Annotated in this window: 25 protein-coding genes and 1 pseudogene; 7 read left to right on the plus strand and 19 right to left on the minus strand. The window is 60.3% G+C overall.

Annotated features, from left to right (window positions below; genetic code table 11):
- Positions 1-61: 61 nt before the first annotated feature.
- Positions 62-811, plus strand: a complete 750-nt coding sequence (locus tag SO156_RS30830) for an FkbM family methyltransferase (RefSeq protein ID WP_498537376.1) — start codon at positions 62-64, stop codon at positions 809-811.
- Between the two features lie 28 nt (positions 812-839).
- Here SO156_RS30830 and SO156_RS30835 read toward each other — a convergent pair whose 3' ends face one another.
- Positions 840-2,252: a tyrosine-type recombinase/integrase gene (locus SO156_RS30835; protein ID WP_498537377.1), complete on the minus strand. Its 1,413-nt coding sequence runs from the start codon at positions 2,250-2,252 to the stop codon at positions 840-842.
- Between the two features lie 413 nt (positions 2,253-2,665).
- On the opposite strand from SO156_RS30835, the gene SO156_RS30840 reads away from it, so the two are divergent.
- Entirely contained in the window at positions 2,666-4,297 is a 1,632-nt protein-coding gene (locus SO156_RS30840; RefSeq protein ID WP_498537378.1) for a hypothetical protein, read from the plus strand.
- 162 nt (positions 4,298-4,459) lie between these two features.
- On the opposite strand, the gene SO156_RS30845 is transcribed toward SO156_RS30840, so the two are convergent.
- Together SO156_RS30845 and SO156_RS30850 are read right to left on the minus strand one after the other, a co-directional pair.
- Positions 4,460-5,617, minus strand: a complete 1,158-nt coding sequence (locus tag SO156_RS30845; RefSeq protein WP_498537379.1) for an ImmA/IrrE family metallo-endopeptidase — start codon at positions 5,615-5,617, stop codon at positions 4,460-4,462.
- Entirely contained in the window at positions 5,614-5,982 is a 369-nt protein-coding gene (locus SO156_RS30850) for a type II toxin-antitoxin system HigB family toxin (RefSeq protein WP_498537380.1), read from the minus strand. Before SO156_RS30850 ends, SO156_RS30845 begins: the two co-directional genes overlap by 4 nt.
- A 64-nt stretch (positions 5,983-6,046) precedes the next feature.
- Between SO156_RS30850 and SO156_RS30855 the strand changes: the two genes are divergently transcribed.
- From SO156_RS30855 to SO156_RS30865, 3 genes are read left to right on the plus strand one after another with little or no spacing between them, the layout of a single operon-like run.
- On the plus strand, positions 6,047-6,499 hold the full coding sequence (locus SO156_RS30855; protein WP_498537381.1) for a hypothetical protein: 453 nt from the start codon (positions 6,047-6,049) through the stop codon (positions 6,497-6,499).
- A complete protein-coding gene (locus tag SO156_RS30860; RefSeq protein WP_498537382.1) occupies positions 6,496-7,146 on the plus strand; it encodes an Nmad2 family putative nucleotide modification protein in 651 nt (216 codons plus the stop codon). Before SO156_RS30855 ends, SO156_RS30860 begins: the two co-directional genes overlap by 4 nt.
- Complete coding sequence (locus SO156_RS30865) at positions 7,143-8,813, plus strand: MazG C-terminal domain-containing protein (RefSeq protein ID WP_498537383.1); 1,671 nt, start codon at positions 7,143-7,145, stop codon at positions 8,811-8,813. The genes SO156_RS30860 and SO156_RS30865 overlap by 4 nt, the downstream gene beginning before the upstream one ends.
- A 6-nt stretch (positions 8,814-8,819) precedes the next feature.
- On the opposite strand, the gene SO156_RS30870 is transcribed toward SO156_RS30865, so the two are convergent.
- The 16 genes and pseudogenes from SO156_RS30870 to SO156_RS30945 all read right to left on the minus strand — a co-directional run bounded on the left by SO156_RS30870 (position 8,820) and on the right by SO156_RS30945 (position 21,624).
- Positions 8,820-9,860: a nucleotide kinase domain-containing protein gene (locus SO156_RS30870; RefSeq protein WP_498537384.1), complete on the minus strand. Its 1,041-nt coding sequence runs from the start codon at positions 9,858-9,860 to the stop codon at positions 8,820-8,822.
- 141 nt (positions 9,861-10,001) lie between these two features.
- Entirely contained in the window at positions 10,002-11,276 is a 1,275-nt protein-coding gene (locus SO156_RS30875) for a DUF2130 domain-containing protein (protein WP_498537402.1), read from the minus strand.
- Between the two features lie 199 nt (positions 11,277-11,475).
- Positions 11,476-12,255, minus strand: a complete 780-nt coding sequence (locus SO156_RS30880; protein ID WP_498537385.1) for a metallophosphoesterase family protein — start codon at positions 12,253-12,255, stop codon at positions 11,476-11,478.
- A complete protein-coding gene (locus SO156_RS30885; protein ID WP_498537386.1) occupies positions 12,252-12,518 on the minus strand; it encodes a hypothetical protein in 267 nt (88 codons plus the stop codon). Before SO156_RS30885 ends, SO156_RS30880 begins: the two co-directional genes overlap by 4 nt.
- Positions 12,518-12,844 (minus strand): hypothetical protein, encoded by a 327-nt coding sequence (locus SO156_RS30890; RefSeq protein ID WP_498537387.1) that lies wholly within the window; start codon positions 12,842-12,844, stop codon positions 12,518-12,520. The genes SO156_RS30885 and SO156_RS30890 overlap by 1 nt, the downstream gene beginning before the upstream one ends.
- 39 nt (positions 12,845-12,883) lie before the next feature.
- On the minus strand, positions 12,884-13,726 hold the full coding sequence (locus SO156_RS30895) for a hypothetical protein (RefSeq protein WP_498537388.1): 843 nt from the start codon (positions 13,724-13,726) through the stop codon (positions 12,884-12,886).
- A 136-nt stretch (positions 13,727-13,862) separates the two neighbouring features.
- A complete protein-coding gene (locus SO156_RS30900; protein ID WP_498537389.1) occupies positions 13,863-14,111 on the minus strand; it encodes a helix-turn-helix transcriptional regulator in 249 nt (82 codons plus the stop codon).
- Positions 14,112-14,250: 139 nt separating this feature from the next.
- Positions 14,251-15,024, minus strand: a pseudogene (locus tag SO156_RS30905) (SDR family oxidoreductase); the annotation flags it as partial.
- A 54-nt stretch (positions 15,025-15,078) separates the two neighbouring features.
- Entirely contained in the window at positions 15,079-15,939 is an 861-nt protein-coding gene (locus tag SO156_RS30910) for a VOC family protein (protein ID WP_498537390.1), read from the minus strand.
- Positions 15,940-15,957: 18 nt separating this feature from the next.
- A complete protein-coding gene (locus SO156_RS30915) occupies positions 15,958-16,836 on the minus strand; it encodes a VOC family protein (protein ID WP_498537391.1) in 879 nt (292 codons plus the stop codon).
- The gene (locus SO156_RS30920; RefSeq protein ID WP_498537392.1) at positions 16,833-17,510 is read right to left on the minus strand and encodes a TetR/AcrR family transcriptional regulator; all 678 of its coding nucleotides are present in this window, start codon (positions 17,508-17,510) and stop codon (positions 16,833-16,835) included. Before SO156_RS30920 ends, SO156_RS30915 begins: the two co-directional genes overlap by 4 nt.
- A gap of 1 nt (position 17,511) precedes the next feature.
- On the minus strand, positions 17,512-17,826 hold the full coding sequence (locus SO156_RS30925) for a non-heme iron oxygenase ferredoxin subunit (RefSeq protein ID WP_498537393.1): 315 nt from the start codon (positions 17,824-17,826) through the stop codon (positions 17,512-17,514).
- 9 nt (positions 17,827-17,835) lie between these two features.
- The gene (locus SO156_RS30930) at positions 17,836-18,597 is read right to left on the minus strand and encodes an SDR family oxidoreductase (protein ID WP_498537394.1); all 762 of its coding nucleotides are present in this window, start codon (positions 18,595-18,597) and stop codon (positions 17,836-17,838) included.
- A 13-nt stretch (positions 18,598-18,610) separates the two neighbouring features.
- Entirely contained in the window at positions 18,611-19,096 is a 486-nt protein-coding gene (locus SO156_RS30935; RefSeq protein WP_498537395.1) for an aromatic-ring-hydroxylating dioxygenase subunit beta, read from the minus strand.
- Between the two features lie 14 nt (positions 19,097-19,110).
- The gene (locus tag SO156_RS30940; protein ID WP_498537396.1) at positions 19,111-20,382 is read right to left on the minus strand and encodes an aromatic ring-hydroxylating oxygenase subunit alpha; all 1,272 of its coding nucleotides are present in this window, start codon (positions 20,380-20,382) and stop codon (positions 19,111-19,113) included.
- A 30-nt stretch (positions 20,383-20,412) separates the two neighbouring features.
- Entirely contained in the window at positions 20,413-21,624 is a 1,212-nt protein-coding gene (locus SO156_RS30945) for an NAD(P)/FAD-dependent oxidoreductase (protein ID WP_498537397.1), read from the minus strand.
- A 185-nt stretch (positions 21,625-21,809) separates the two neighbouring features.
- On the opposite strand from SO156_RS30945, the gene SO156_RS30950 reads away from it, so the two are divergent.
- Together SO156_RS30950 and SO156_RS30955 are read left to right on the plus strand one after the other, a co-directional pair.
- Positions 21,810-22,796 carry an amidohydrolase family protein gene (locus SO156_RS30950; RefSeq protein WP_498537398.1) on the plus strand — a complete coding sequence of 329 codons (987 nt, stop codon included), beginning with the start codon at positions 21,810-21,812 and terminating at the stop codon, positions 22,794-22,796.
- Positions 22,797-22,804: 8 nt separating this feature from the next.
- On the plus strand, positions 22,805-22,992 hold a 188-nt coding region (locus SO156_RS30955), incomplete at its 3' end, for a hypothetical protein (protein WP_498537399.1).

The following is a 22,992-nucleotide window of genomic DNA, read 5'->3' on the forward strand; positions in this document are numbered from 1 at the left end:
CGTCAAATCTGTTCCGCGCTGTATCTCGGCGGGGTTTGCAAAACAGTCGGGAGGAAGAAGCATGCCGAGCGTGAAACGTAGAGTTGCGGACGGTTTGGGCCGGGTCTTAGGGGCCGATATTATTCCTTCCGGGCGGATCGATGAATGGATCGAAAAGCGCTTCATAGGGAACCTGCTGAACGCTTTGAACGTCGATTGCGTGTTCGATGTCGGCGCTAACAAGGGGCAGTTCGGCAAACTTCTGAGGGCGTGTGGGTTTCATGGGCCTATACTCTCTTTCGAACCTGGGCCGATTGCCTTTGGACAACTGCAGGACGTCGCCACGTCAGACGGCAATTGGCATGCCTTCAACGTGGCACTCGGCGAGGCAGAAGGCGTGTTGCCCCTTCATGTGATGAAGGTGGACGTCTTCTCGTCCTTCCGGATGCCCAAGCAGGATGAGGATCGAGCCTTTGGCGGCCAAAATCAGGTGGAGACCGTGGTCGAAGTCAAAGTTCAGCGTCTTGACAGTCTTTACGATGATCTGGTCTCGCGGTTCAGTTTTTCACGACCATTCCTGAAGATGGACACTCAGGGTTTCGACTTGGAGGTGATCCGGGGAGCGGGTCAGCGGCTTACGAATTTTGTGGGGCTTTCCAGCGAGATCGCCATTCGACGCCTTTATCAGGAAAGCCCAACCATGGCCCAGAGCATCCAGGCCATCACCGAAAGCGGGTTCGATTTCGTCAATCTGCTTCCCGTCCATCCTAACCGACTATTGAACCCGCTCGAACTGAATAGCTACGCCGTCCGACGCGATCTGATCAGCTAGGGCTTCATGCCCGTTATCGAAGGATCGGTCAGGCTGTCTTGAGGGGCACGACGTTATCGCCGCTGACCGGACGGTTCTCTCGCAGTCGGTCACATTCGTCGGCGAACCACTGCGACAGTTTGCGCCGCGCGCCATAGTAACCGGCATCGTTGTACGTGTCGCGCACCGCATCTTCGTCCATGTGGTTCAGCGCGGTCTCGATGACGTCGGCCCGTGCAGCGTGGGCTTCGTTTGCCAACGTCGAGAATGCGCTCCTGAAGCCGTGCCCAACGTGGTCACTGTTGCTGTAGCCCAGCCGCCGCAATGCCGAGTTCATGGCGCTTTCCGATAGCGTGCGATACCGTGAGCGCTTGACCGGCTGCCCGTCCTTCCCGACCGTGCGGCGGGGTTGCTGGCAGGGGAAGAGGAAGTCGGCGCCGGCAGCCAAGCGCTCAGCGGCTTCCGCCGTCCACCCGGTCAGTTGGCGAAGCTCCTGCAACAGCACGACCGCCTGACGGCTGAGATAGACGGTATGGCTCTTGCGCATTTTGATGACTGCCGCAGGCAGCGTAACGGTATCGGCATCAATCCATCCCCACCGCAGCCGCCGCAGTTCGCCCGGACGCAGGCCGGTCAGCGCAAGCAATTCGAGCGCAAGGCGCGTTTGTGTGGCGCCATGGTAGGCGCGCACATCGCGCAGTAACTTGCCGAACCGTCGCGCTGCGTCGCCTTCGCGGTCGCCGTCGCGCTTATCCGTGACGCTGGCGTGGTGCTGCACTGCTTTCGCGCCCTTGACTGTGATGGCCCCTCGCTTGGTACCTCCGAGTGGGTTGACGGCGCAGAGACCGCGCTGTGCGCCGAACGAGAAGACGCGCGATAGCGTTGCGAGGCACCGATGCGCCGTGTCACGCTGACCGCGGGCGCCGATGCGTTCCACTGCGTCGACTGCCTGTTGCGTCGTGATAGCGCTAACTCCTAGCTTGCCAAGCGGGGGGCGCACGAGGGACAGCAGCCACGCCAGCTTTTCGAGCGTTTCTGGGGATCGTTTGCGCTGGTCTTTCGGCGCGTCGAGCCCGCCGTTGAGGCTGCGCTGATTTTCGAGCCATTCGTCAGCCAGCGCATCGAAGATGTGCAGGTGCGCGAACTTGGCGGCATCGCGCTTTGACCGGCGATCAGCGGAAGGGTCTCTGCCCTCGCGCAGTATCGCCTTCTGACCGGCTGCCAGTTCGCGGGCCTTAGCGATGCCGATGGCGGGGTACGTGCCGAGCCCTAACGACTTCCGCCTGCCACCGAAGCGATATTCGAAAACCCATCTCGTGGCCGCGTGGTCTTCGCTCGTACGCTCAATCAAGAACATCAACCCATCACCGAAGCCCTTCTTTTGCAGCCCGCGGTCATCCGCGAAGTCGCGCACGAGCTTGCGCAGCTCCTTATCCGTTAGCGGTTTCGCACGCTTGCCCATGACCGGTGTCCCCCATGGCGGTGGTTGGCGCCGCCCAAATCAGCGACCACCGTCATTCCTACCGGTGGTTCCAGCTCACTGCCAAGGGTGTTTTGGGTCGCCGTTGGGCCACCGTTTGCGCACAGTTGCGCTAACGCGCTGTTTGGTAATGGGAATGATGCGAGCTAAAGGGGTGTGAACTGTGAGCCGGGGCAGGCCAGATAATGCTATGGTGCCGGCTGAGGGGATTGAACCCCCGACCTTCGGTTTACAAAACCGCTTGCCTGTAAACAGGATATCGCCAGAAGGGAGGTGAAACGCAAAATTTGTTGACAGTATAATAGGTTATGGCGGCATCGAAAATCGACCGCTTGTGGGGCGGGCCTTGGGTCTCCATATTGGTGTATCCCCATGTATCCCCGAAGACCACGGAAATGGCAAACAAGCGATACGCGCTAACCAAGGATTTGCTGAGCGAGGCCGGCGCGAAACGCGACGCGGACGTCGAGTGTCAGTTCGCCATCGATAATCCCCGAGGCCTCAGCATCCGCGTCAGGGGCGGAGAAGTCGCTTACTACGTCCAGGCCCGCACGCGCGTCCGAGGTCAAAAATCCACGGTCGTAAAGCGGCGGCTTGGCGCGGTGGGAGACTTCACGTTCGCTCAGGTGAAGAAGATCGCAACCGAAGCAATATTCGCGATCAAAAACGGGCGCGATCCGGACGCGGTCATCGAAACCAGGTTGATGGGCGGCGACGAAAAGTCAGTCGCTGTCGCCGTTGACCGCGCTGAAGCCTTGAAGGGCGAACTGTGGACGTTCGAGACGCTGATCACTCAGTACGCGCAGCGAACAAAAAGCTCGAAAGACGGTGGCCGCAACGAAGCAACCAAGCTGCGCCTTGCGCCTTCGTCCGTTACCGAGCTTGAGACGCGATTGCGAGACCGGCCGGAAAATGCCGAGCTCAAGAAGCGCTTCGTAAAGGAGCTTCGCCTCGAAGATCTTGAGGAGGTTCGCGACCTCATTGATGCCAGCGGTTCAGGTCCATCAGCTGGGGCAAAATATGTCGATCTCGCAAAGCGGGTCCTGCGCTGGGGACTGAAGCAAAAGCGGCGCTTCACCGGTCTCGAGCCGACCGCGACCTGGTGGGAGGCGTTGTCCCACGAGTACGAAATGGAGGATCGCTCGGGGCGCTATCTGACCCCGGCGCAGATCGGGATGCTGATTGCGCTTTTGGAGGCCGTCAGGCCTTTGGGAGGCAATAACAACGACGCGGTCCTGGGTGCTCTGCAGGTTTCATGGATGATCCCCCAGCGGAGTTCCGCGCTGGTGAACATGCTCGCCTTGGGCTCCGATCGCTGGGTACCTGATCCCGCGCCGGAACGTGTTGGTTGGCGCGTCTATACATGGAAACCCGAAGAGGTGAAAAACAAGCGCGAAATCAAACTGAGCGTTCCTCCTATTGCGATCGAAATCCTCGAAAGAGTGGCGCGATACTCTAAGCAACAGCTGGGCGCGGTCTCGACCTGGGCGTTTCCGCAGGATCGCAACAAGTATGTTGTGCGTGCTCTCGCTGCCAAACAACGTAACGATCATGGCGTGCCGGCCCACCTCGACAAGGCGATTACCCCTTCCTCCCTCAATCACGCGCTCGACGCCCTGGCGGGACGCAAACCGGGATGGCCGGATCTGCTTACTATCGTCGGGCTACCCAACAGGATTGGCCCTCATGACGAGCGTCGGTCCGTTACGAGCTTCTTTGAGAATTTCGGCGAAGGTGCATATGCATCCGCCCTCCTGGACCATCGCGTGAGCGGCGCCGACAAGATGTCGCGCGAGGTTGCTGCCATTACCCAGACCGTCTACAGCGCCGCCGACCGCGTGGTGTTTAAGGCCGAAGGCATGCTCATTTGGATGGAAGCGGTGTTGCCGGCCTACGAAGCTGCAAAGAAGGACCCGCGTTTGGCGAAGGCAGTTGAAATGCGAAAAGCTGCCTTGGCGAATGGGTTGCCGGAGAAGACGAGAGGGAGATCCAAGGCACGCTCGGCAGGGGCGGTTGCCTCGGGTTAGGCCTCGAAGGTCATAATGCCAGGGCAGACAAGTCCCAGCACCGAGGTCTCTCAATTGGATGTTTGGCCGGTCACACCCAGCGGTGATGCAGCCAAAATCAACGACGAAGACCTGGCGCTTAAGCTGCCTTACAATCCTGTCAGTTTTTGGTCGGTCAAAAGGCTACGAAAAAAGAGCGCGGATAGAACTGCGGTCGATCAACCTAGAAAACTTTTTGTAGTTCTGATGATCCCTTTGCCATCGTCCGGCGACGACGGTGACAGGAACAAGCGCCCGGGCCGATATCGTCGTGATGTCATCGAAGCTTGAATTTGGGCTCCAGACGACCTGCTCGAGGATAGAAGAAGGGATCAGAGACTCTTGGGCAAGTGTATCGGCTTCCTGTTCTCGAACGTCATCACTGACGATCTCCATGTCGTCCACGAAGGCCGTATGTCCGTCGACTAGGACTTCGTAATGGAGGCAGATATGAGAGAGCTCATGCAGGAGGGTGAACCAAAAATTATCTGCCCGATCATAACGGAGCGTAAGACCAACGACGGGCGTATTCGAAGATGTAACCATCGCCGCGCCATCTAGGAATGTCCCAGGCAGCGGCGGCATCACGATTACGGCGATGCCCAGATGCGAAAGGTTGTCGAGTAAGCGCTTTATTCCATCTATCTTGGAACTGAGCTTTGCAAGTTTTCGTAAGCGCGCTTGGTCGAATTGAGCTCGGTCGAACTTGTTGGGGAGCTTCAAAGCTTCCGCGCGCCGCAAGACAGCGGCCTGCCAAAGCAAGAGCGCGCCTTGATCTGTCTTTGAGGCTGCTCGTTGCGTGCGGGTCTTTCGAAGCAGGGCCGAAGGTGCCGCTTTCTGAAGGGATGCTGGGATGAAGTGTGATATTGCGTCTCTGTCGAGCGAGAAGCCAAGCGTATTTAAATGCCGGATCGCATTGCCGGAGATCCCCTCAACGCTTTCAGTTTTTCTCGGCCGTGCGACCAGTGAGGCGTACGGAATTCCTAGGCCCTCGTGAAGCGAACGGATCATATCGATCGACAAGCTTCGTTTGCCAGTGAGGACTTCGGATACCCTGGCTCTTGATCCGATAAACGGTTCCAACTGACGAGGCGTGAGCCCTTTCTCCTCCATTCGAAATTTGATCGCGGCGATTGGATCGGGCGCGTCAACCCGCGCGAACTTTTCTTCATACTGCTCGATCAGTGTCGTCAGAACCTCGATCTCGTCGTCGAACTCCCCGGAGTTCTTGGACATTAAAGTGGCGAGGCGAGCCTTGGTCGCTGACAAATCGAGAGCGTTGCGGATCGGCTTTATGGTCACGGTGCTTTGTTCCAAGGGGACGTTTGAGTGCCGTGCCAAGCCGCAGATGGATCAATGGCCAACAGCATGACGACGCCGATGCGAAAATCGATCAGGGTGCGGATGCGAAGCGTCGAAGGGAGCAGGTAAAAGACCACCCACGGCAACGCGGAAACATCGACGTTTTGAAAATCCGCGGCGAGCGCCGTCGCCGACCACCATTGCCCCGATTTCATCTCAGCAACCCATGCTTTGATGGTATTATCGTAAGCAGGCGAGCTGGCGAGAAAAGTTGCCACCTCGGTTTGTCCCACGAATCTCATAACAAATCTCCAAGCTCCCATTTTGGGAGCTTTTTTGTTGACGGCAAGGGAAAAGTAGTTCACGCTCCCAATTCGGGAGCGTTTATGTTTTGGTGGAGTACAACCTGAAAGTTTAATGGAGACTATGATGCGTCGCATTACGATACTTGGCCGGAACCTGAAGGATAAGGAGATCGAGCAGATCAAGCGTCTCGCCCGGGATGCGGGTATGACCGACGATGAGGTGGAGCTGGTTGATGCGGTCGGTGAGCCCGATCCCGACTGCGAAGATGAAATCGTGCTGATCCTCGCCTCGTCGGAAACCTGCGCCGATCCGGCTCTTGAGGCAGACCTTGCAACCACGCAGCAGGGTGGCCGACGCGCGATTTGCGTTTGGCCCGAAGATGCGGCGGCCGATTCCCAACCGCCGGACGCCATGAACAAATACGCCTACTCGATCATTCGCTTCGATACCGAACAACTTCGTGTCGTTGCGACAGAAGACGACCAGCACCGCTTCGAAGCCCCAGATGGTCAGCCGCTGCCCAAGCCCGACACGGAGCGCAACCTGTGCGTCGACGAAAAAATGAAGGCGTCATGACACTCTTCTCCTACGTCATCGAGCATGATCTCGGCTTTGCGCCGAATCCCTTTCACGGCGTCTGCACCCTTGCGTGCTGCAAGCCGCAGATCCGCAAGATCGCCAAGGTGGGTGATTACATCCTCGGCACGGGCGCTGCCGACCCGAAGCTGACCGGCCATCTCACCTACTGGATGCGGGTCGACGAGGTGATTGGCTTTGACGATTATTGGAAAGACAGCCGCTTCCGCCGCAAGAAGCCGGTGATGGCTGGCACGACCTATCTGCGCTACGGCGACAACATCTATCACCGGGATGGGGGCAAGGAGTTCCTGCAGGAGGACTCATTTCACAGTCTTGAAGACGGAAGCCTTTCGTTTGGCGATCTCCATCGCGATACCGGAACCACCGATCGGGTGCTGATCAGTCGCGAATTTGCCTATTGGGGCCGCCTCGGCATCAAGATCCCCGATCATCTCAAATTCGTGATCAAGAAGGGGCCGGGCCATCGCTGCATCTTCACCGATGAGCAGATCGCCCAAGTGATGGCTTGGCTGCAAACATTGCCGCAGCGTGGCTACGTTGGCGAGCCTGCCCATTGGCAATTTATCGGTGTGAAAAAGCCTCGCGCGAAAAAAGCCACTACTGCGAAAGCAGTAAGCGCATGAGGCCGGTCGATTACGCTGCCTTCGTCGAGAAGACCAAACAGTTCGCCAGCAAGCCCGCCGATGAACAGCGATCAATTGCGCTCTACGGGTTGGTGAGCGAGATCGGTTCGCTGGTCGCAGCAGTAAAAAAGAAGATCTTGTCCGAGGGAGGCGAGGGGCCGCATTGGGACCATCCCAACGACGAGATCAAGGAGGAGCTGGGCGACTCGCTCTGGTATTGTTACTCGGCCGCGCACGTGATGAACGGTGGCTATGTCGACATTCTTGCCGACAACATCATGACGATGCGCACAGAGATTAGCGGCAGCGATGACCGCGCTCATATGATCGAGGAATCGCTTGATCCTGATAAGCGCAAGGCCTTCCTTGAAGGCGCTGCCTCTTTTCCCACGGATGGCTACACATTCGATGACTATCAGCGGCTTGCTCACAAGACCGCGCGCACGGACGGTCGTGTCTTGCTTGAAGTGTGCCTCGCGCTCCTCTGGCAGCACGGCGCTGAACTCCTGCGCGCTCTCCTGCCTGCCACCGAAGTTGCGCTGCATACGCACGTCGCGAACAGGCGCGCCACCGTTATCCTCGGTGGCATCGCGTGGCACCTATCGGCGATCGCAAGCCTCTATCACCTTTCGCTCGATGAGGTTATCTCATCGAATTGCCAAAAGGTGCAGTTTCGCTCGGTACGAGGCGAGCCAACTCCGCTGCATGATGCGGACCGCGATGCGAAGGAGCAGTTTCCTCGCCAGTTCGATGTCGCCTTTGTGCGCATCGGACCGCACAAATCCCGAATGTATTTTGAGGGTAGGCCGCTCGGAGACGATCTGACGGATAATTATTACGAGGATGACGGATACCGCTTTCACGACGCTATCCATCTCGCGTTCATCGGGCATCTCGGTTGGTCGCCGGTCGTGCGTGGCCTGATGAAGCGAAAGCGCAAAAGCCGCGATGACCGCGTTGATGAAGTGGAAGACGGCGGCCGCGCCAAAGTTGTCGAGGAGCTTGTGATTAAGGCCATTCACACAGAAGGCGATCGCCAGGCCAAAGCAGCCGGCCGTTGCGTCGTAGGCACGCCGACACGTCTATTTCCTGAGCGTACACTCATCAATTTCAAGCTGTTGAAGACGCTCCGCGCCTATGTCGATGGACTTGAGGTCGCCAACAATACGTTTTGGGAATGGGAGGATGCGATCTTCGAAGGCTGCGATATGTTCTTCCAGCTCTCGAACGAAAAGCAGGGCACAGTGCACATTGATCTTGATCGCCGTAGCCTTTCTTTTTCTCCGACCGTCTGTCCGGGGGTTCAAGGCATCAGCGTCGGTCTTGGCATGGGCTCGGCGGAAACGAACAACGAAGAAATCGACCCGGCTCTCGGTCCCGCGGAACGGACGTGGGCGCTGCAGGGTAATCGGTGCGCTGAAACCGGAGCCGCCAAGCGTGCTATCCTTGATGCGCTCGGATTCGACCCGAACTCCGCCGAATTTTGGCCCGAAATCGAGGTGCGGCTCGGGATAGGTAACATCGCCTATATCAAAGCAGCCAAATCCGTCCAGCAACGCGCGTGGAAGCTGAAAGCCCTTGATTACAAAATCGCCTTCAGTCGGGAGGCAAACAGGATCACCTGTACCGCAACAGCCATTGCCGATATACACGACATGACCGTGTGATATGTCCTATCGAGCAGCGATCTTCCATTTCGGCGGATAAAACGGCTCGGGCAGGGGGCCCGTGGGTTCGTATTTCTGCTTGATGCGTGTCCTGCCCGCCACGCCCGTGTAGTCGGGGAACGCCACGCGCGCATATTTTGAAATCTCGCAAAAAAGGTTTTGACAGTCGATAAGCTGGAGGCGGCGGCCCCAAAGGTTCGGAAAATCGATGTCGAGCTTCTCAAAATGCTCTTCTTGATGATCGAACATGTATTTGATGACATCTGAGGATTTTACCGCTTCTGCCCCGATGAAGCATTTCGAGATCCCATCCAGCGCACCCGGCCCCGCCATGACGAACTCGTCCTCCTCGAAATTCGTCAGCTCGCTGTAGTTAAAATCCGTAACGTATTGATAGGCGAGAAAAGGTCCCATGAAGGGCACCGTCCGCAAAAGCGTAAACGCGTCCGTCATCGTTTTGCAGTCGGACAGCTTCTCCGGATACTGTTCGGCAAAAAGATGTTCGATCATCCGAAGGTGATTGCGATGCTTGAGCTTGTATCCGAAGACGCTGCCGCCCGATGGCATGATATACGCGGCCGAATAGATTGTTTTGCCTGCGGCCATCCGGCTCGTCAAAAGCTTGTCGTAGCGCGCAAAGTCAAACTCTTCCCAGGTGATCTTACCGATGGCCCCCTCTAGAAGCTGCCACGTCTCGATCTTGTTAAAAAGTTTGAAGAGGATCGTGCGAAAGAAGATGTTCCGCGCGTCGGACGGCAGGTCCGGTCGGTAGATGACGTTGCGAAGGAGGTATTGGCTCACGCGATCAGAGGCGCGATAAGCGTTTGTGAACTTGAACAGCCTCAGGACCGGATCGCTCGTAAGCGCACCGGACACTCCCTCGAGGCGGCGGAAAAAGATCCGCTGCCTTTCGGCCGCGAACCCCCAATAGGCGTCAAAAACCGGCGTCGTCCGCAACTGACGATTGCCGATCTCGACGACGATACCGCGGTGGCGGTTCGCTGCCGGCGGATCAAGTGGCAAGTGTGGGGCGAGGTCAGTTGGCATTATGTCTCGAATCTGTTCTCTCTAGCTCTCCTGTTTTGCATACGCATGCTCGAACTGCCAGAGCCTCGGCGCCTGTTACGTGGTGAACTCAAAATGAGATGGTCGCGCAACTTGTCAGTTTGCTAGACCGCGGAGCTACGCCTACTCCGCCGCTTCCCCCTTCGCCTCGATCATCAGCACGTCCAAGCTCTCGATCTCCTGCATCGCCCGGCCGGCGATGCCCTGCAGATCGCCGTAGAGGCCGGCCGTCGAGTCCAGCACGCCGCGGAGCTGCTCCTCGCGCTTAGCCCACAGGCGGGTCATCATCTTGCGCTCGCGGTCAAGATCCTGGTGCATGTCGGTGAAGCGCTCGACGATGGCGTCGATGCGCTGACGGAAGCGGGGCCCCGTCAGGTAGGCGTAGACCAACTCCATTTTGGTCTGCTGACCTTCCTGAGCGGTGCGGCTGGCCGCGACGTCGATCAGCCATTGGCGCAGCACGGTGGAGAGAGGAACCGAGAAGCGGGGTGCTGCCACCCAAACGTTGTCGATGACGTCGAAGGTTTCGAGGCCCTTCGGGAGGGCGCTGGAGACGATCAACGAAATTTCGGCCTTCGCGGCACGCTGGTCGTTCCTGACCTTGGCGAGCCAATCGTGGCTCCAGTTCTTGGTGCGCTTGGATTCCCACAGGATGGTGCCGCACACCTGGCCGCCGGGGCCAAGTACGCGATGCAGCAGGTCGCCACCGTTGTGGCCGGTGAGGACGGGCTCGATGAGGTCGCCGGGGAAGTTCGCGCGCAGTAGGGCCTCGAGTTCGAGTTCCGAAGTCTCGCCTTGCAGCTGCTGGGATCCTTGCTCGGCCTTACGCTTCAGATCCTCGATCTGACGCTGCATGCCTGCGATCTGCGCCTCCTTCTCGGCGACCCTGGCCCTGAGAGCGTCTTCCGCCTCCAACCTGGCCTTGTCGCGCACGCCGGCGAGGCCGTCCTGGATCCGCTTTTCGACGGTGAGATCAAGCTCCCGCTTGGCGTCGTCCAGCTCGCGCTCCTTGCGCAACACATCCGCCTGGGCCTTCTGCGCCACGGCCAGCTTCTCGGTGTTCGTCGCCAGCAATTGCTGCATGTCCGTCAGCTGCCGGTCGCGCGCGGTGATTTCGTCGGCCAGGGCAAGTCGCGCCTTCCTGGCCTCGGCCTCCGTGATGGAGGAGCGCTCCGCCTTCAGTTTCGCCGCCACTTGCTCGTCGATGGTCTCGCGCGCCTTGCTGAGCTCGCCCTGCGCCTCGCGCAGCTGAGCCTCACGGCGGCCGAAGTCCGCTTCCTTGGCCGCCAGCTGCTGCTCGAAACGGCGGCGGGCGTCGGCGACCAGAGGTTCGGCGAGCGCGTCCGTCACCGGGATCTGCGTCTTGCAGTTCGGACAGACGATTTGCGGGTTGGTCACGGCATCGATCCTTTCGCGGCTGCCCGCATTGGTAGCGCCGGTCCGGGGCGTGCTTAAGCCTTGACCAGGGGTTGTCCCCGGCATTTGCGCCTTCGGGGGCCGCGGGAACGGGCGTGCCAGCGGCACGGCATACGATTTGGTCGGGTCCTTGTTGTCGGTCATGGCAAGTCGCTCATTCTTTGAAACCGGTGGCGCGGCCTTACGTCCCGACGTCGAGGACGAGGGCACCATCGAACGCGGGATTCTCGTTGCCGTAGCCGTGCGGATTGCAGACGATCCGCGTTTTTCCCACACGGTAATCGGAGGAATTGTGAACGTGCCCGTGAATCCAGAGAGCAGGCTGATGCTTTTCGATCGATGCCGACCTGTCCGAAACGAATCCCGCCGTCAGCAGGTCACCCGCGTAAATCGGGCTGACTGAGTTCCAATGTACGCCGTGGTGGCTGACCACAACGCAGCGATCGGCCTCTGAACTTGCGAGTGCCTGATCAATATACCTGGCCGACTGATGGTGCATGATCGCGGCCTCACGTGGCCGGAATCGCTGCCACGGCTGCTTCTGCCATCCGATCAAGCGGTGGTCGTTCATGCCGGAAGCGCAGGCGTTCATCGCCGCAGTCTTCTTAGCTTCGCCGAACGCCTCGTAGTTCGTCCAAAGCGTGGCGCCGATGAACTGGATGCCCTTGTCTCCTCCGATCTTGACCGTGGCGTTCTCCAGCACGTGGATGTTGAACGCGGCTGCATGAGCATGCGCGAGAGCGAGTTCGTTGGGGATGAAACGGCGGTAGTATTCGTGGTTTCCGAGCGTCATCACGATCGGGATCTCGATCGGCACGATGCGCCGCAGATGCTCGAACGCCTTGACGGCGCCCTCGCAGGTGTCGCCGGCCACCACCACGACTTCGACGCCCGTGGCGATCGAGATCGGCTTGATGGGGTGCACGTCGATATGAAGGTCCGAGAACACCTGAAGCTTCATGCGCTATGGTCCCCGTTGTGGCGCTGCTGGAACGCGATCAGAAGGACGTCTTCCGCCAGGTCAAACCTGCGGGGATCGTCCGAATGCCGGCGGCCGTATCTGAACCAGGACCCGGCGAGCTCGATCGCGAGCCCGTGGCCGAGATCGGAGAGACCTACGATCTGCGACATGACCAGCGCGGCCGTCGCATCCTGATTGAGCGCGGTGTACAGGAGCCAGGACATGGTGACGTCGACCGGCAACGTGACCTCCGTGACCGGCATCAGGCCCAACGCGGCGCCGACGGCAGCGGCTGCATCGCCACGAAGAGCGGCGGCGGGTCATCCCCGCCGCGGAGGACGCGGACATCCCTGAGCGTCGCGCGCAACAGCGAGCGCTCGGCATCGTGAAACGAGTCCGGCGGCAACTGGCGCCACCACGCCAGGGGTGACGTCTGGTCCGGCTCATACGGCCAAGGAGCGGACCGCGTAAGCCCCCAACCCGGATTGAGCGGCAACGTCAGGCCAGCTTGCCCAGCGACAGCCAAACGGGGGCCTCGCGGATAGCAACCAATCCGCTCCTGCGTGTTGTCGGCCTTCGCTTCATCCATCGTTGAACTCCTACGCCGTGATTACGAGTTAGGCGCTGATTAGCGCGCGAGGCCGGACTGCCACTGGTCGGGACCGCGCGGCCGGGCCTGCAGAACGTCGGCAATCCGAACGGTTGCCTCCGGCGTTGCGCGCGCCCTCTGTTCGGTGGCGACCTTCGTCTGCACCACGGTCAGCTTGCAAATGATCGGTTCGAGGATCTGGAGCAGACCCGCGTGCACCTCGTCGCGGAGGGCCGTCGTCATGTTGTCGATCTTGTCGGCGATGGGAACGCCAAAATGACGATCGAGCTCGCCGCCGCTGATCTTGATGTTACGGGGGAAGCCGGAGGAGCCGTAGTAGTCGATCACCGCGGAATCGACATGGTCGATGTCGTGTCCGAGCTTCTTGAGGTGGGACTGAAGGACTAGGCGCGCCGCACGCAGGTCGTTCTCGATCGGCTTGCGCGTCTTCCAGGTCGTTTCGCCATTCCCGCGTTTCACGTCGTAGACGCCGGCCCAGCGCTTGGTTTCGTCGATGACGATGATGTCCACCATCACGGACCGCTCCACACGGGAGTCCGATTTGAGCTTGATGCTGGAGAGATCCTTCTCGGAGTTTTCCGACGCCAGCAAATCGAGAGCGGCAGCGGTGATCGGGATGGGGCTTTCCGTCAACACTTCGAACCGGCCGCTGGAGGCCAAGATGTCGGCCAGCACTCGCTGAATCAGGAGGCCATGGCGTTGTACGACCAGTCCGAAGAAGGAGAATGCGCGGGAGAACTCGGCGCCGATGATCGGATCGATCGAGGAGGTCGCATCGAGCGCGCTGGCCACGACCTGCTTCGCTGCGCGCGAGATGGCTTCGTCGGTGGTCAACAGACCAAGGGTGGGATCAATCGGCATGTTCAGTCTCTCCTTCGGGACGCGACACCTCGTATCGATTTATACGGTATAGCGTATAGAAGTGAGAATGTCAATAGGCCGGTGAGGCGGTGCTAGATTTCGGATGACGGTCGCTTCGAGGAGAAGGTTTGGGCCGCTATTGATTGGGGTCGAAGAGATCGGTCAAGCGCACCTTCAGAGCGTCTGCGATCTTCGTCAGCGACTCCAACCTTGGATTCGCTTCGCCTCGTTCGATCTCGCTTATCAAAGCTTGGCGAAGATCGGCAGCTTCAGCAAGCTCTTCTTGTGACAGCTCCGCCAATTGTCGCAGCCGTCGCACGTTCTCACCCAACATCCGCGCATTGCGGGCCAGGGTAACGGGAGCCTTTTTGCCGGGTCGACCCATCGGGGACCAGTTATCTGATTACGGGAGCTCGACTCTTGTCTGTGATTCTCGTGCCGTCGTCCAATTGAGACACTGGAGAAGGCGAGGTCAGACCACAGGCACTCGTGGGTGCCGCTCGTCCGCACCATCTGACCTTGAACGTGCCGGGATAAGCGCCGCCGTCGATGAGGATGTTTTGGCCCGTGATGTAGCCCGCCTGCGCGGAACATAGAAAAGCGCAGGCTGCTCCGAACTCGTCGGGATGACCAAACCGTTTGGTGGGATTGGCGGTCCTGACGTCTTCCGTGACCTCTGCGACGCCACGGGACGTATTCTTGGCGAGCGCCGCGAGATTTGATTTGAGCCGGTCCGTATCGAATGTCCCGGGGAGCAGATTGTTGATGGTAACATTGTGCTCGGCGACCGAGCGAGCAAGTCCAGCGATGAAGCCGGTGAGCCCGGTGCGTGCGCCGTTAGATAATGCGAGCATGGCGACAGGCGCCTTCACGGCGTGCGAGGTGACGTTGACGATGCGGCCGAATTTGCGCTCGATCATGCCATCCAGGGTCGCCTTGATCAGGGCTATGGGCGCCAGCATGTTGCCGTCAAGCGCCTTGATCCAATCTTCGCGCTCGAACTTGCGGAAGTCGCCGGGAGGAGGGCCGCCGGCGTTGTTGACCAGGATGTCCGGCGCTGGACATGCCGACAAAAGGGCGTCACGTCCTTCCTTCGTCGTCACGTCGGCAACGACTGGGGTTGGCCGATTACCCGTGAGCTTTCCGATTTCGCCTGCGGTCGCGTCAAGCACCTCTCGTCGCCGCGCCGCGATGAAGAGATCGACCCCCTCACGGGCAAGTGCGATGGCGCTCGCCCGGCCAAGCCCCTGACTTGCCGCGCATACGACGGCCTTCCGGCCCTTCAATCCCAAATCCATGCTCTCCTCGCCGAATCTTGTTTCCCGTCGCTGTCTGCAGCGCAGATTCGCTTTCTATTTGTTTGGCAGTGTCATCCCGGCGGGCTTTGCGCCCCACATGCAGAAGCTGGTCGGCTCGAAACCGAACTGCCGCGGCCGGTGGGTTGCTTCGTCTTCGATCTCATCGACGCCGACGGAATATTCGAAGATCATGCCGTCCGGGCCCTTGAAGTAGAGGAAGCGGGCGCCAGAGGTCGGATGCCGGCCGGGGCCGAACACGATGGGCACGCGCTTATCGTTGAGGAAGTAGTACGACCGCAACACGTCGTCGCTGCTCTCCACTTGGTGGTTGATGTGCTGGATTCCGGCGCTCGGCGCCCGGACCAGCGCGATGGTGTGGTGGATGGCGTTGACGCGCATCAGCGGGATGTCGCCGATGCGGTCGCTGACGCGCGCGTTGCAGACCTGCGTCCAGAACCGCTCGTCGCGGGCCGGATCGGTGGAGTTCAATCCGATATGGCTGAAGCCGGTAATGCCGGCATCGCGGCTGGCGAAATAGCGCCGTCCACTGCGCTCGGGGCGCACCACGAGCTCGATGTGGTTTCCAGTCGGGTCACGAAAGCCGATGAAGGCTTTGACCTTGCGTTGCTCGGCTTCCGCGGCGGTTCCGGCATGAACGGGATGGCCGAGCGATTCCAGCGTGGATGCGGCATCCTGCAGGCTCGCATCGTCGTCGACCTCGAAGCCGACGGTCTGGCTGCGCGCATCGCCTTCCGAATAGCACAGTGTGTGCGCCCGATCGTCGGAGCGCAAATAAAGCTCCTTCTTGCCGCGCTCCGCGATCTGCAAGCCGAGGCAGGCTGTCGCGAAGGTCTCGGCGGATTCGAGGTCGGGCGAGCCGAGGCGGACGTAGCTGACATCCTTGAGCTGGATCATGCTGCTTCTCTCTGTTGTTCAGACCGACGCACTCAATTCCGGCACGCCCTCGCTTTCGCTGCCCCAGCCACACAGCGATGTCGCCGTCAGCGGAAACTGACGGGTCAGCCGCGGCTTGTCGCCGTATTCCGCCATGCCGTTGACATAGGAAAAGATCAGGCCATCCGGCCCTGCGACGTGAAGAAAGATCTGGTGCGAAGCGGCCTCACGGCCCGGGCCTTGCACGATCTTGATCTGGCTCTCCTGCATGAAGTAGCTGTTCTGCATGATCTGATCGAGCCCCTCGACCTCGAACGCAGAATAAAGAAGCCCGTTGCGCTTCGAAGGGTACAGCGCGATGCGGTGATGCATTCCGTCGATCCTGAGGTAAGCGATGTCGCCGACCCAGTCGCTGACCTCGGCCCCGAGCGCCTTCCAGAACGCGAGGTCGCGAACGTGGTCCGTCGTGCGCAGTCCGATGCTGTGGAACTGCACGATGCCGGCGTCGCGCGTCGGAAAATAGCGCCGGCCGCTGCGGGAGGGGCGCACGACGAGATCGATCCGGTTGCCCGATGCGTCCTCGGCCAGCAGCGCCGATTGAACATAGCGTTGCTGGCATTCGGATGGTTCGGCGCGCTTCACCGCAAAACCGAGATCGGCGAGGCGCTCATTGATGATATCGAGCGCCTTGTCGTCCCATGCCTCGATCCCGACGCTTGCCGCTTCACTTGAATCGCTGGCGAGGCTGACGGTGCGATAGCGGTCGTCCGACCGGAACGCGATCTCGCCGTTCTGATCGGCAACGTGCTGTAGGCCAAAAATCTCCGAGACGAAACGGGCGCTGGCGTTCAGCTCACTGACGGCGAGGCGGACGTAGCAGACGGAGGTGATGAGGGGTGTGGCGTGGCCGTTCTTCATCGCGACCGCGCCTTTGCGGGTTGGGCTTCGAGGAACACCTTGATCATGCGCCGCCACACCGAAAACAGCTCGTCGAACCATTGCGGGTCATTGTCCCAGAGCGTGCGCAGCGACATGCCACGGACGAGGCTAAGCGTCAGGGCAACGATGTCCGCTGCCAGTGAGGCCGGAACTCCGCTGGCGGTGAGGGCTTCCGTCCAGGCTGTCTCGACAGGGCGGCGGGCCTTTCGGGATATTTCCAGGATCTGCTTGCGAACGGCGTCATCCGTAGAGGTGGACAGAACGATGTCGATCGCCACCATGAAGTGTTCGCTGAAGAAGAACTCGCGCGCGTCGTCGATCACAGCCTCGATGAGATCGCGCGGGCGGTTGACGGCTGCGGCGCGCCGGCGGCTCATGATCTGCGCCTGCTCGAACACGTACTCGAGCGTGGCGACGACGAGCGAGTCCTTGGTCGGGAAATGATGCAGCTGCGCTCCGCGGGACATGCCGGCTTCCGCGGCGACATCAGCCGTTCGGAACCTGGCATAGCCCCGCTTGCGAATGAGATTGGCGGCGGCCTTCAGGATCTGCGTGCGCGTGGCCTCGGTGCGCTCCGCCTGTGTGCGTCGCCGCGTTCCGCCGAGCGGTCGGCGCGCAGACTTACGCGGCAGGGTGAGGGGGCGTGTTGCCATATCAAACCTCGATCTGGACTTGTCCGTCGACGATCGTCACCGGATAGGTCTTTAGCGGAATCTCACAAGGCATACCGGTCGGCTCGCCGGTGGTCACGTCGAAGGTCCCGAAATGGAAGGTGCATTCCACGATTTTCCCGTTCAGAAGTCCTTCGAGTGACAACGAGGCTTCGCCATGCGTGCACATGTCGGCCGTCGCATAGATCGCGCCCTCAACCCGATAGAGGGCCACGTTCGAGCCGTCGGGCAGGGGGGCTTGCTTGATTTCGCCTTCGGCGATGTCGTCGACCGCGCATAGAATGATTGCTTGAGCCATGCCGTGAACCTAAAGCATCGTGCTGCCGCCGTTGACGCTGATGACCTGGCCGGTCACGAACGATGCTTCGGCGGACGCAAGATATGAGACCATGGATGCGACTTCCTCCATCTCCGCCGGGCGGCCCATGGGGATGACGCTGACGAATTTCGCGGCAAGCTTCGGATCGCTCTGGGTGATGGCGATCATCTGAGGTGTGTTGACGGCGCAGGGCGCGACAGTGTTGACGGTGATGCCGTCCTTGGCGAATTCGCGGGCCATGCCGGTTGTAAGGCCATGCACGCCGCCCTTGGCCGCGTTGTAGGCGGCATGATCCCAAAGACCGTTGCGCACGGAATCGGCGCCGAGATTGACGATGCGGCCGTAGCGCTGGGCGCGCATTTTCGGAACCGCATACCAGGAGCACCACAGCACGGTCCATAGATTGCGATCGATTGTGGTCTTGAGCGTCTCGGGCGAGTGCTCGGCAAAAGGCTTGATGATGCCGCCGCCTGCGTTGTTGACGAGGATATCGAGCCGCCCGAACGCCTCGGTCGCAAGGTTGATGGTCTTCTCAGCCGTGCCTTGCTCGGACAGATCACCGGCATGGCTCGTGACCTCGGCACCGAATTCCTTTGTCAGGTGATGAGATGCCTGTTTTAGGCCGGCTTCATCGACGTCGGCAATAACAAGTCTGGCTCCGTCGCGCGCAAGCCGTTCGGCGATCGCAAGACCGATGCCCTTGGCCGCCCCCGTCACGATGGCAACATTGTTGCGAAGTTTCTTGTCCATTGATCCGGGTTCTCTAGAGAATAATACTGACGCGGCCTTGCGTGCGCAGGCCCTCGCTGTCGAGAAGACAGCGTTTTTCCCGGATCTTCAGACGGCCGTTCTCGACCACGATTCGATAGCGGTTGCTGCCGAAATAAGTGTCGGTGATGCAGTCCTTGGTTCGGTAGGTGATGAAGGACGAGCCGACCTCGATCTCGGCCTCGCTGCGATTGCGGATGCGAACATTGCTCACGAGGTGGCGGGTGCGGGAGTGCGGAAACTCGGCATGCGCCGTTCGCTTCATCAGGCGCTTGACGCGCTCCGAGAGGCGAAAGCGGTCATCGGCTACGTAGAATAGGGTCTTGTCGGGCGTTGAGTCCGGGGCAACGTCGGTCGAGGGGACGTAGTAGATGGCGTCCTCGGTGAAGAGCTCGAGCCATTCGGGCAGTCGCCACTCATCGAGCAGGTCTGCTTCGGCAAACAGAAAATCTTCGATGTCGGCACGGGAGATGTCTTGCATATCCTGCCCTCCCGTTAGAGTGACGTCTGGAACACGTGCTTGTTCCAGTTCGACCAGAACGCGCGCATCTGAAGCTCGTCGTCGTAGGCGGGAACGGGCTTGCCCATGCCCTTGGAGATGTCGTTCCACTGAGCTTCCGCCGAGTTGCGGAAGCCGCGCTGGCATTGCTCCAGGGCTTCGACGTCGTCGGGCGTGGCGAAGCCGCCAGGGCCGAGGAATTCGAGGAAATTGTAGAGGCGATACTTCCGGGCCCAGTCGGTCTCCTCCTTCGGGGCCAGTGCCCAGGCGCTGATGTTCATGAAGTCGGGCGCGATGGGGTAATAGGTTCGGACGGTCACCGCCATGATGTCGTTCACGACGAGATTAGGGAACACGAAAAGGTTGCGGTTGTAGAGCGCGATGCGCTTGGCGCGCTCCTCGCCATGACGTTTGACGAGGTCTTGATAGAGACGGTCGATCTCCTTCTTGCCGTCTTCACCCCACATCGGAATCCATTGCGCAACCGGGCGGCCCCAGGGCGCCTTGTACTCCAGCACGGCATGGCCGTTGCCGAGGTCGCGCGCGGCTCCTTCGAGCGGGACGGGAGCGAGGCCGCCATTGGTGGCCTTCAGATAGTCGAAGTAAGTCGCGTGCGTCGTCAGGGCGTGATAGCCGTCGATCGAATTTTCGGTCAGCAGCTTCCAGTTGGCGCGCATGGAGTATTCCTGCGTGCCTCCGACAATCGTCATCCCGGCCTCGGCTTGGTCGGCAATGACATCGAGATACTCCTTTACAGCGCCGAGATAGCTATCGAGACTTTCCGCATTGTTGTCGAAGCAGACGAAGTTGAAGTCGCGATAGCCTTCGAACCGGGCGACCTGTTGCATATTCGAAGTGCTGCGTTCCTTGAAGTCAGGTGCATAGGATGCTTCGCCCGGTTGACTCCGCAGAGCTCCATCGAGACCAAATACCCAGCCATGGTAGAAGCACTGGAATGATTTGGCATTGCCGTGCTTCTCCCGGCACACCTGGGCGCCGCGGTGAGGGCAGGTATTCAACATGGCGCGCAGGGCGCCCTTTGCGTCGCGCGCGAACAAGATGTTGCGGCCGCCGACCTGGCGCGTAACGAAGTCGCCCGGCTTGGGAACCTCCGAGCTGTGGCCGAGATAGAGCCAGCATTTGTCGAAGATCCGGCTCCGCTCAGCCTCCAGGATATCGGGATCGACAAAGGCCTGGCGCGAAACCTTGAAGATCTGTTTGGCCTCGTCGACCATAAGCGCGGTGTTCATCCGCTCTAGCGCATTCATTGAGGAAACTCCCTCGAAAGGTCTTGTTGTTCATTTCAATGCGACCCGCAGATCGAAGGCGGGGGACTCCAAATCGGCACGGGAGACGCGCTTGTTTGCCGCAAGCAGTCGCCGCAGCATCGCCATGTCCTTGGCAGCATTCACCGACAGCGCCCCAACCAGGTCGGAGCCGCGCATCGCGATAACCGAGAAGCGGCCGGATGCTGGCTCGCCGCGGAGAATGTGGTCGCTGTCGAGCATGTCGCCGGCGACCTGAATGTTGAGGTCGTATTGGTCTGTCCAGAACCACGGCGGATCGACGTAGTCCTTCTGTTCGCCAAGCATATTGCCGGCGACCGTAATGGCTTGGTTCTGGGCGTTCGCCCAGGTTTCGACGCGGATATCGCGACCGTGGCAGCGGCTCCATTGCAAGGCTGCGTCTCCCGCGCAGAAGACGCCCGGCGCTGCCGTACGCCCGCATGGGTCAACCGCGATGCCTGCGGCAACGGGTAAGCCAAGCCGTTCGGCAACGGTTGCGACCGGCTCGACGCCGATCCCGACAAGGATGAGATCGGCAGGGATCTCTGTACCGTTGCTGAGCCGGACGCCGCCTGGCGTCGCGCTGCTGACGGTCGATCCGAAGACGAAGTCGACCCCATGACTACGGTGTTTGGCGGCGACGATGTCGCTGACGACGGGGGGAAGCGCGCGGGCGAGGAGCCGAGGCTCATTCTCGATCACGGTCGTGCTGCATCCGTGCTTTGACGCAGCGCAGGCCGCTTCCAGCCCGATCACGCCGCCGCCGACGATGACGATGCGCGATTTCTCGCGGATCGATTTGCGGAAGCGTAGCGCATCCTCGACGCTGCGCAGATATTGCACGTCGGGCCCGGCACCATTGAGCCGGTCGAGGCGGCGAGGGCGAGTCCCGGTCGCAATCAGCAGGCGGTCGTATGCATAAACGCGGCCGTCCGCCGTCGTCACCGTGCGCCGATCCGCATCGCAATCCGCAACGGGCGAGCCGGTCTCGAGCCGAATATCTAGAACATCGCTCCAGTCGCTGGCCTGCTTGATATAGGTGACCTGCGTGTCAGCGACACCCAGCATGTCCTTGGAGAGCTGAGGTCGCTCATAGGGCGGATGAGTTTCCTCACCCAGCATCGTGATCGCGCCCTGGAAGCCGCGCGCCCGCAGCGCCTCTGCCGCGCGTCCGCCGGCCTGTCCGGCGCCTGCAATCACGACATGTGCTGATGCGGCCAGCAATTCGGTTTCCATTCCCTGTGGCGGCGGGCCTTGCGAGATCGCAGAAAGCCGGCAGCAATTATTTCTTCGATTGCGTCAATAATAAAAACAGTCCAACCTGCTTGTAAAGTGAATTGCAGATGGCGGCCCTCCGCTGGTCGGAAAAGGGCACGCTGCAGTGCATAACAAATCAGAGGAAGCGAGCCTTGGCTGAGGCGATTGATACCCATACGCACTTTGTACCGAGAAGCTTTCCTGCGGCGGCGAGCCGCAATCCGTTGTGGCCTTCTGTCGAATTGCGGGGCGCCGAAGACGCAGCAGCGGTGATGGTCGGCGGAAAGGTATTTAGGGTGATCGATTCCCGGAGTTGGGATGCGACCCGGCGCATCGACGACATGGGGGCGGACGATGTGGACGTGCAGGTCGTCTCGCCAATGCCCGAATTGCTGTCACACTGGTTTCCCACGGACGACGCCGACGCCTTGAGCCGCCACATCAACACGGGAATTGCCGAGCTCTGCCAGGCGCGACCGGGGCGCTTCATCGGAATTGGCATGTTGCCGATGCAAGACACCGGGCGGGCGGTGAAGTGCCTGGATGAGCTGATGTCTCTGGGACTGCGCGGCTTCGAGATCGGTACGCATATCAATGGCGTTGCGCTCGGTGACCCTCGGCTGCACGACATCTACGCGGCGGCGGAACAAGCAAACCTCGCCGTCTTGATCCATCCCTTGCATCCGTCGGGGCTTGACCGAATGGGAGGCCGACCGGAACTTGCGGCCGTAGCGGCATTTCCGCTCGAGACGGCTCTCGCCGCGGTCTCGCTGATGACGAATGGCGTGTTGCAGCGTTTTCCAAAGCTTCGGATCATGCTGAGCCATGGTGGCGGCGCATTGCCGTGGATATTGCCGCGGCTGAAACACGCTCACAGTATAGGGCCGCCCATGGACAGCCTGTTCGGCAGGGATCCCGAGGAGGTCGCGAAGGCGTTCTACTTCGACAGCATCCTTTACGACAAACCGGCCCTGGAATTCCTGGCGGGCAAGGTTGGGCGAGACCGGATCGTCGTCGGATCCGACTATCCCTTCACGATCAAGCAGGATCGGCCGGCGGCTTTTGCCGAGCGGTCCCTTGCAATGCCGAGACGGGATTTCACGGCGAATGCGAAGCGCTGGCTCGGGTTTGACGCGTGAGGGGCGGGATGACGAACTGCTATTCCTATTCCCAGTTCTGCTCGCTCGGTCCTTTGCCCCCGCGGACGCCGGCGCGCGCTGACGCGCAAGTGCCAAAGGATCGCAAGCTCGGAAAATGCGTGCATGGCGTGATCGGCGCGTTCTACTTCTATGCCGACGGATCGGATGACGATCCCGCGTTCGGCTTCTGCGACAT

It is taken from the genome of Bradyrhizobium sp. UFLA05-125 (assembly GCF_059803515.1).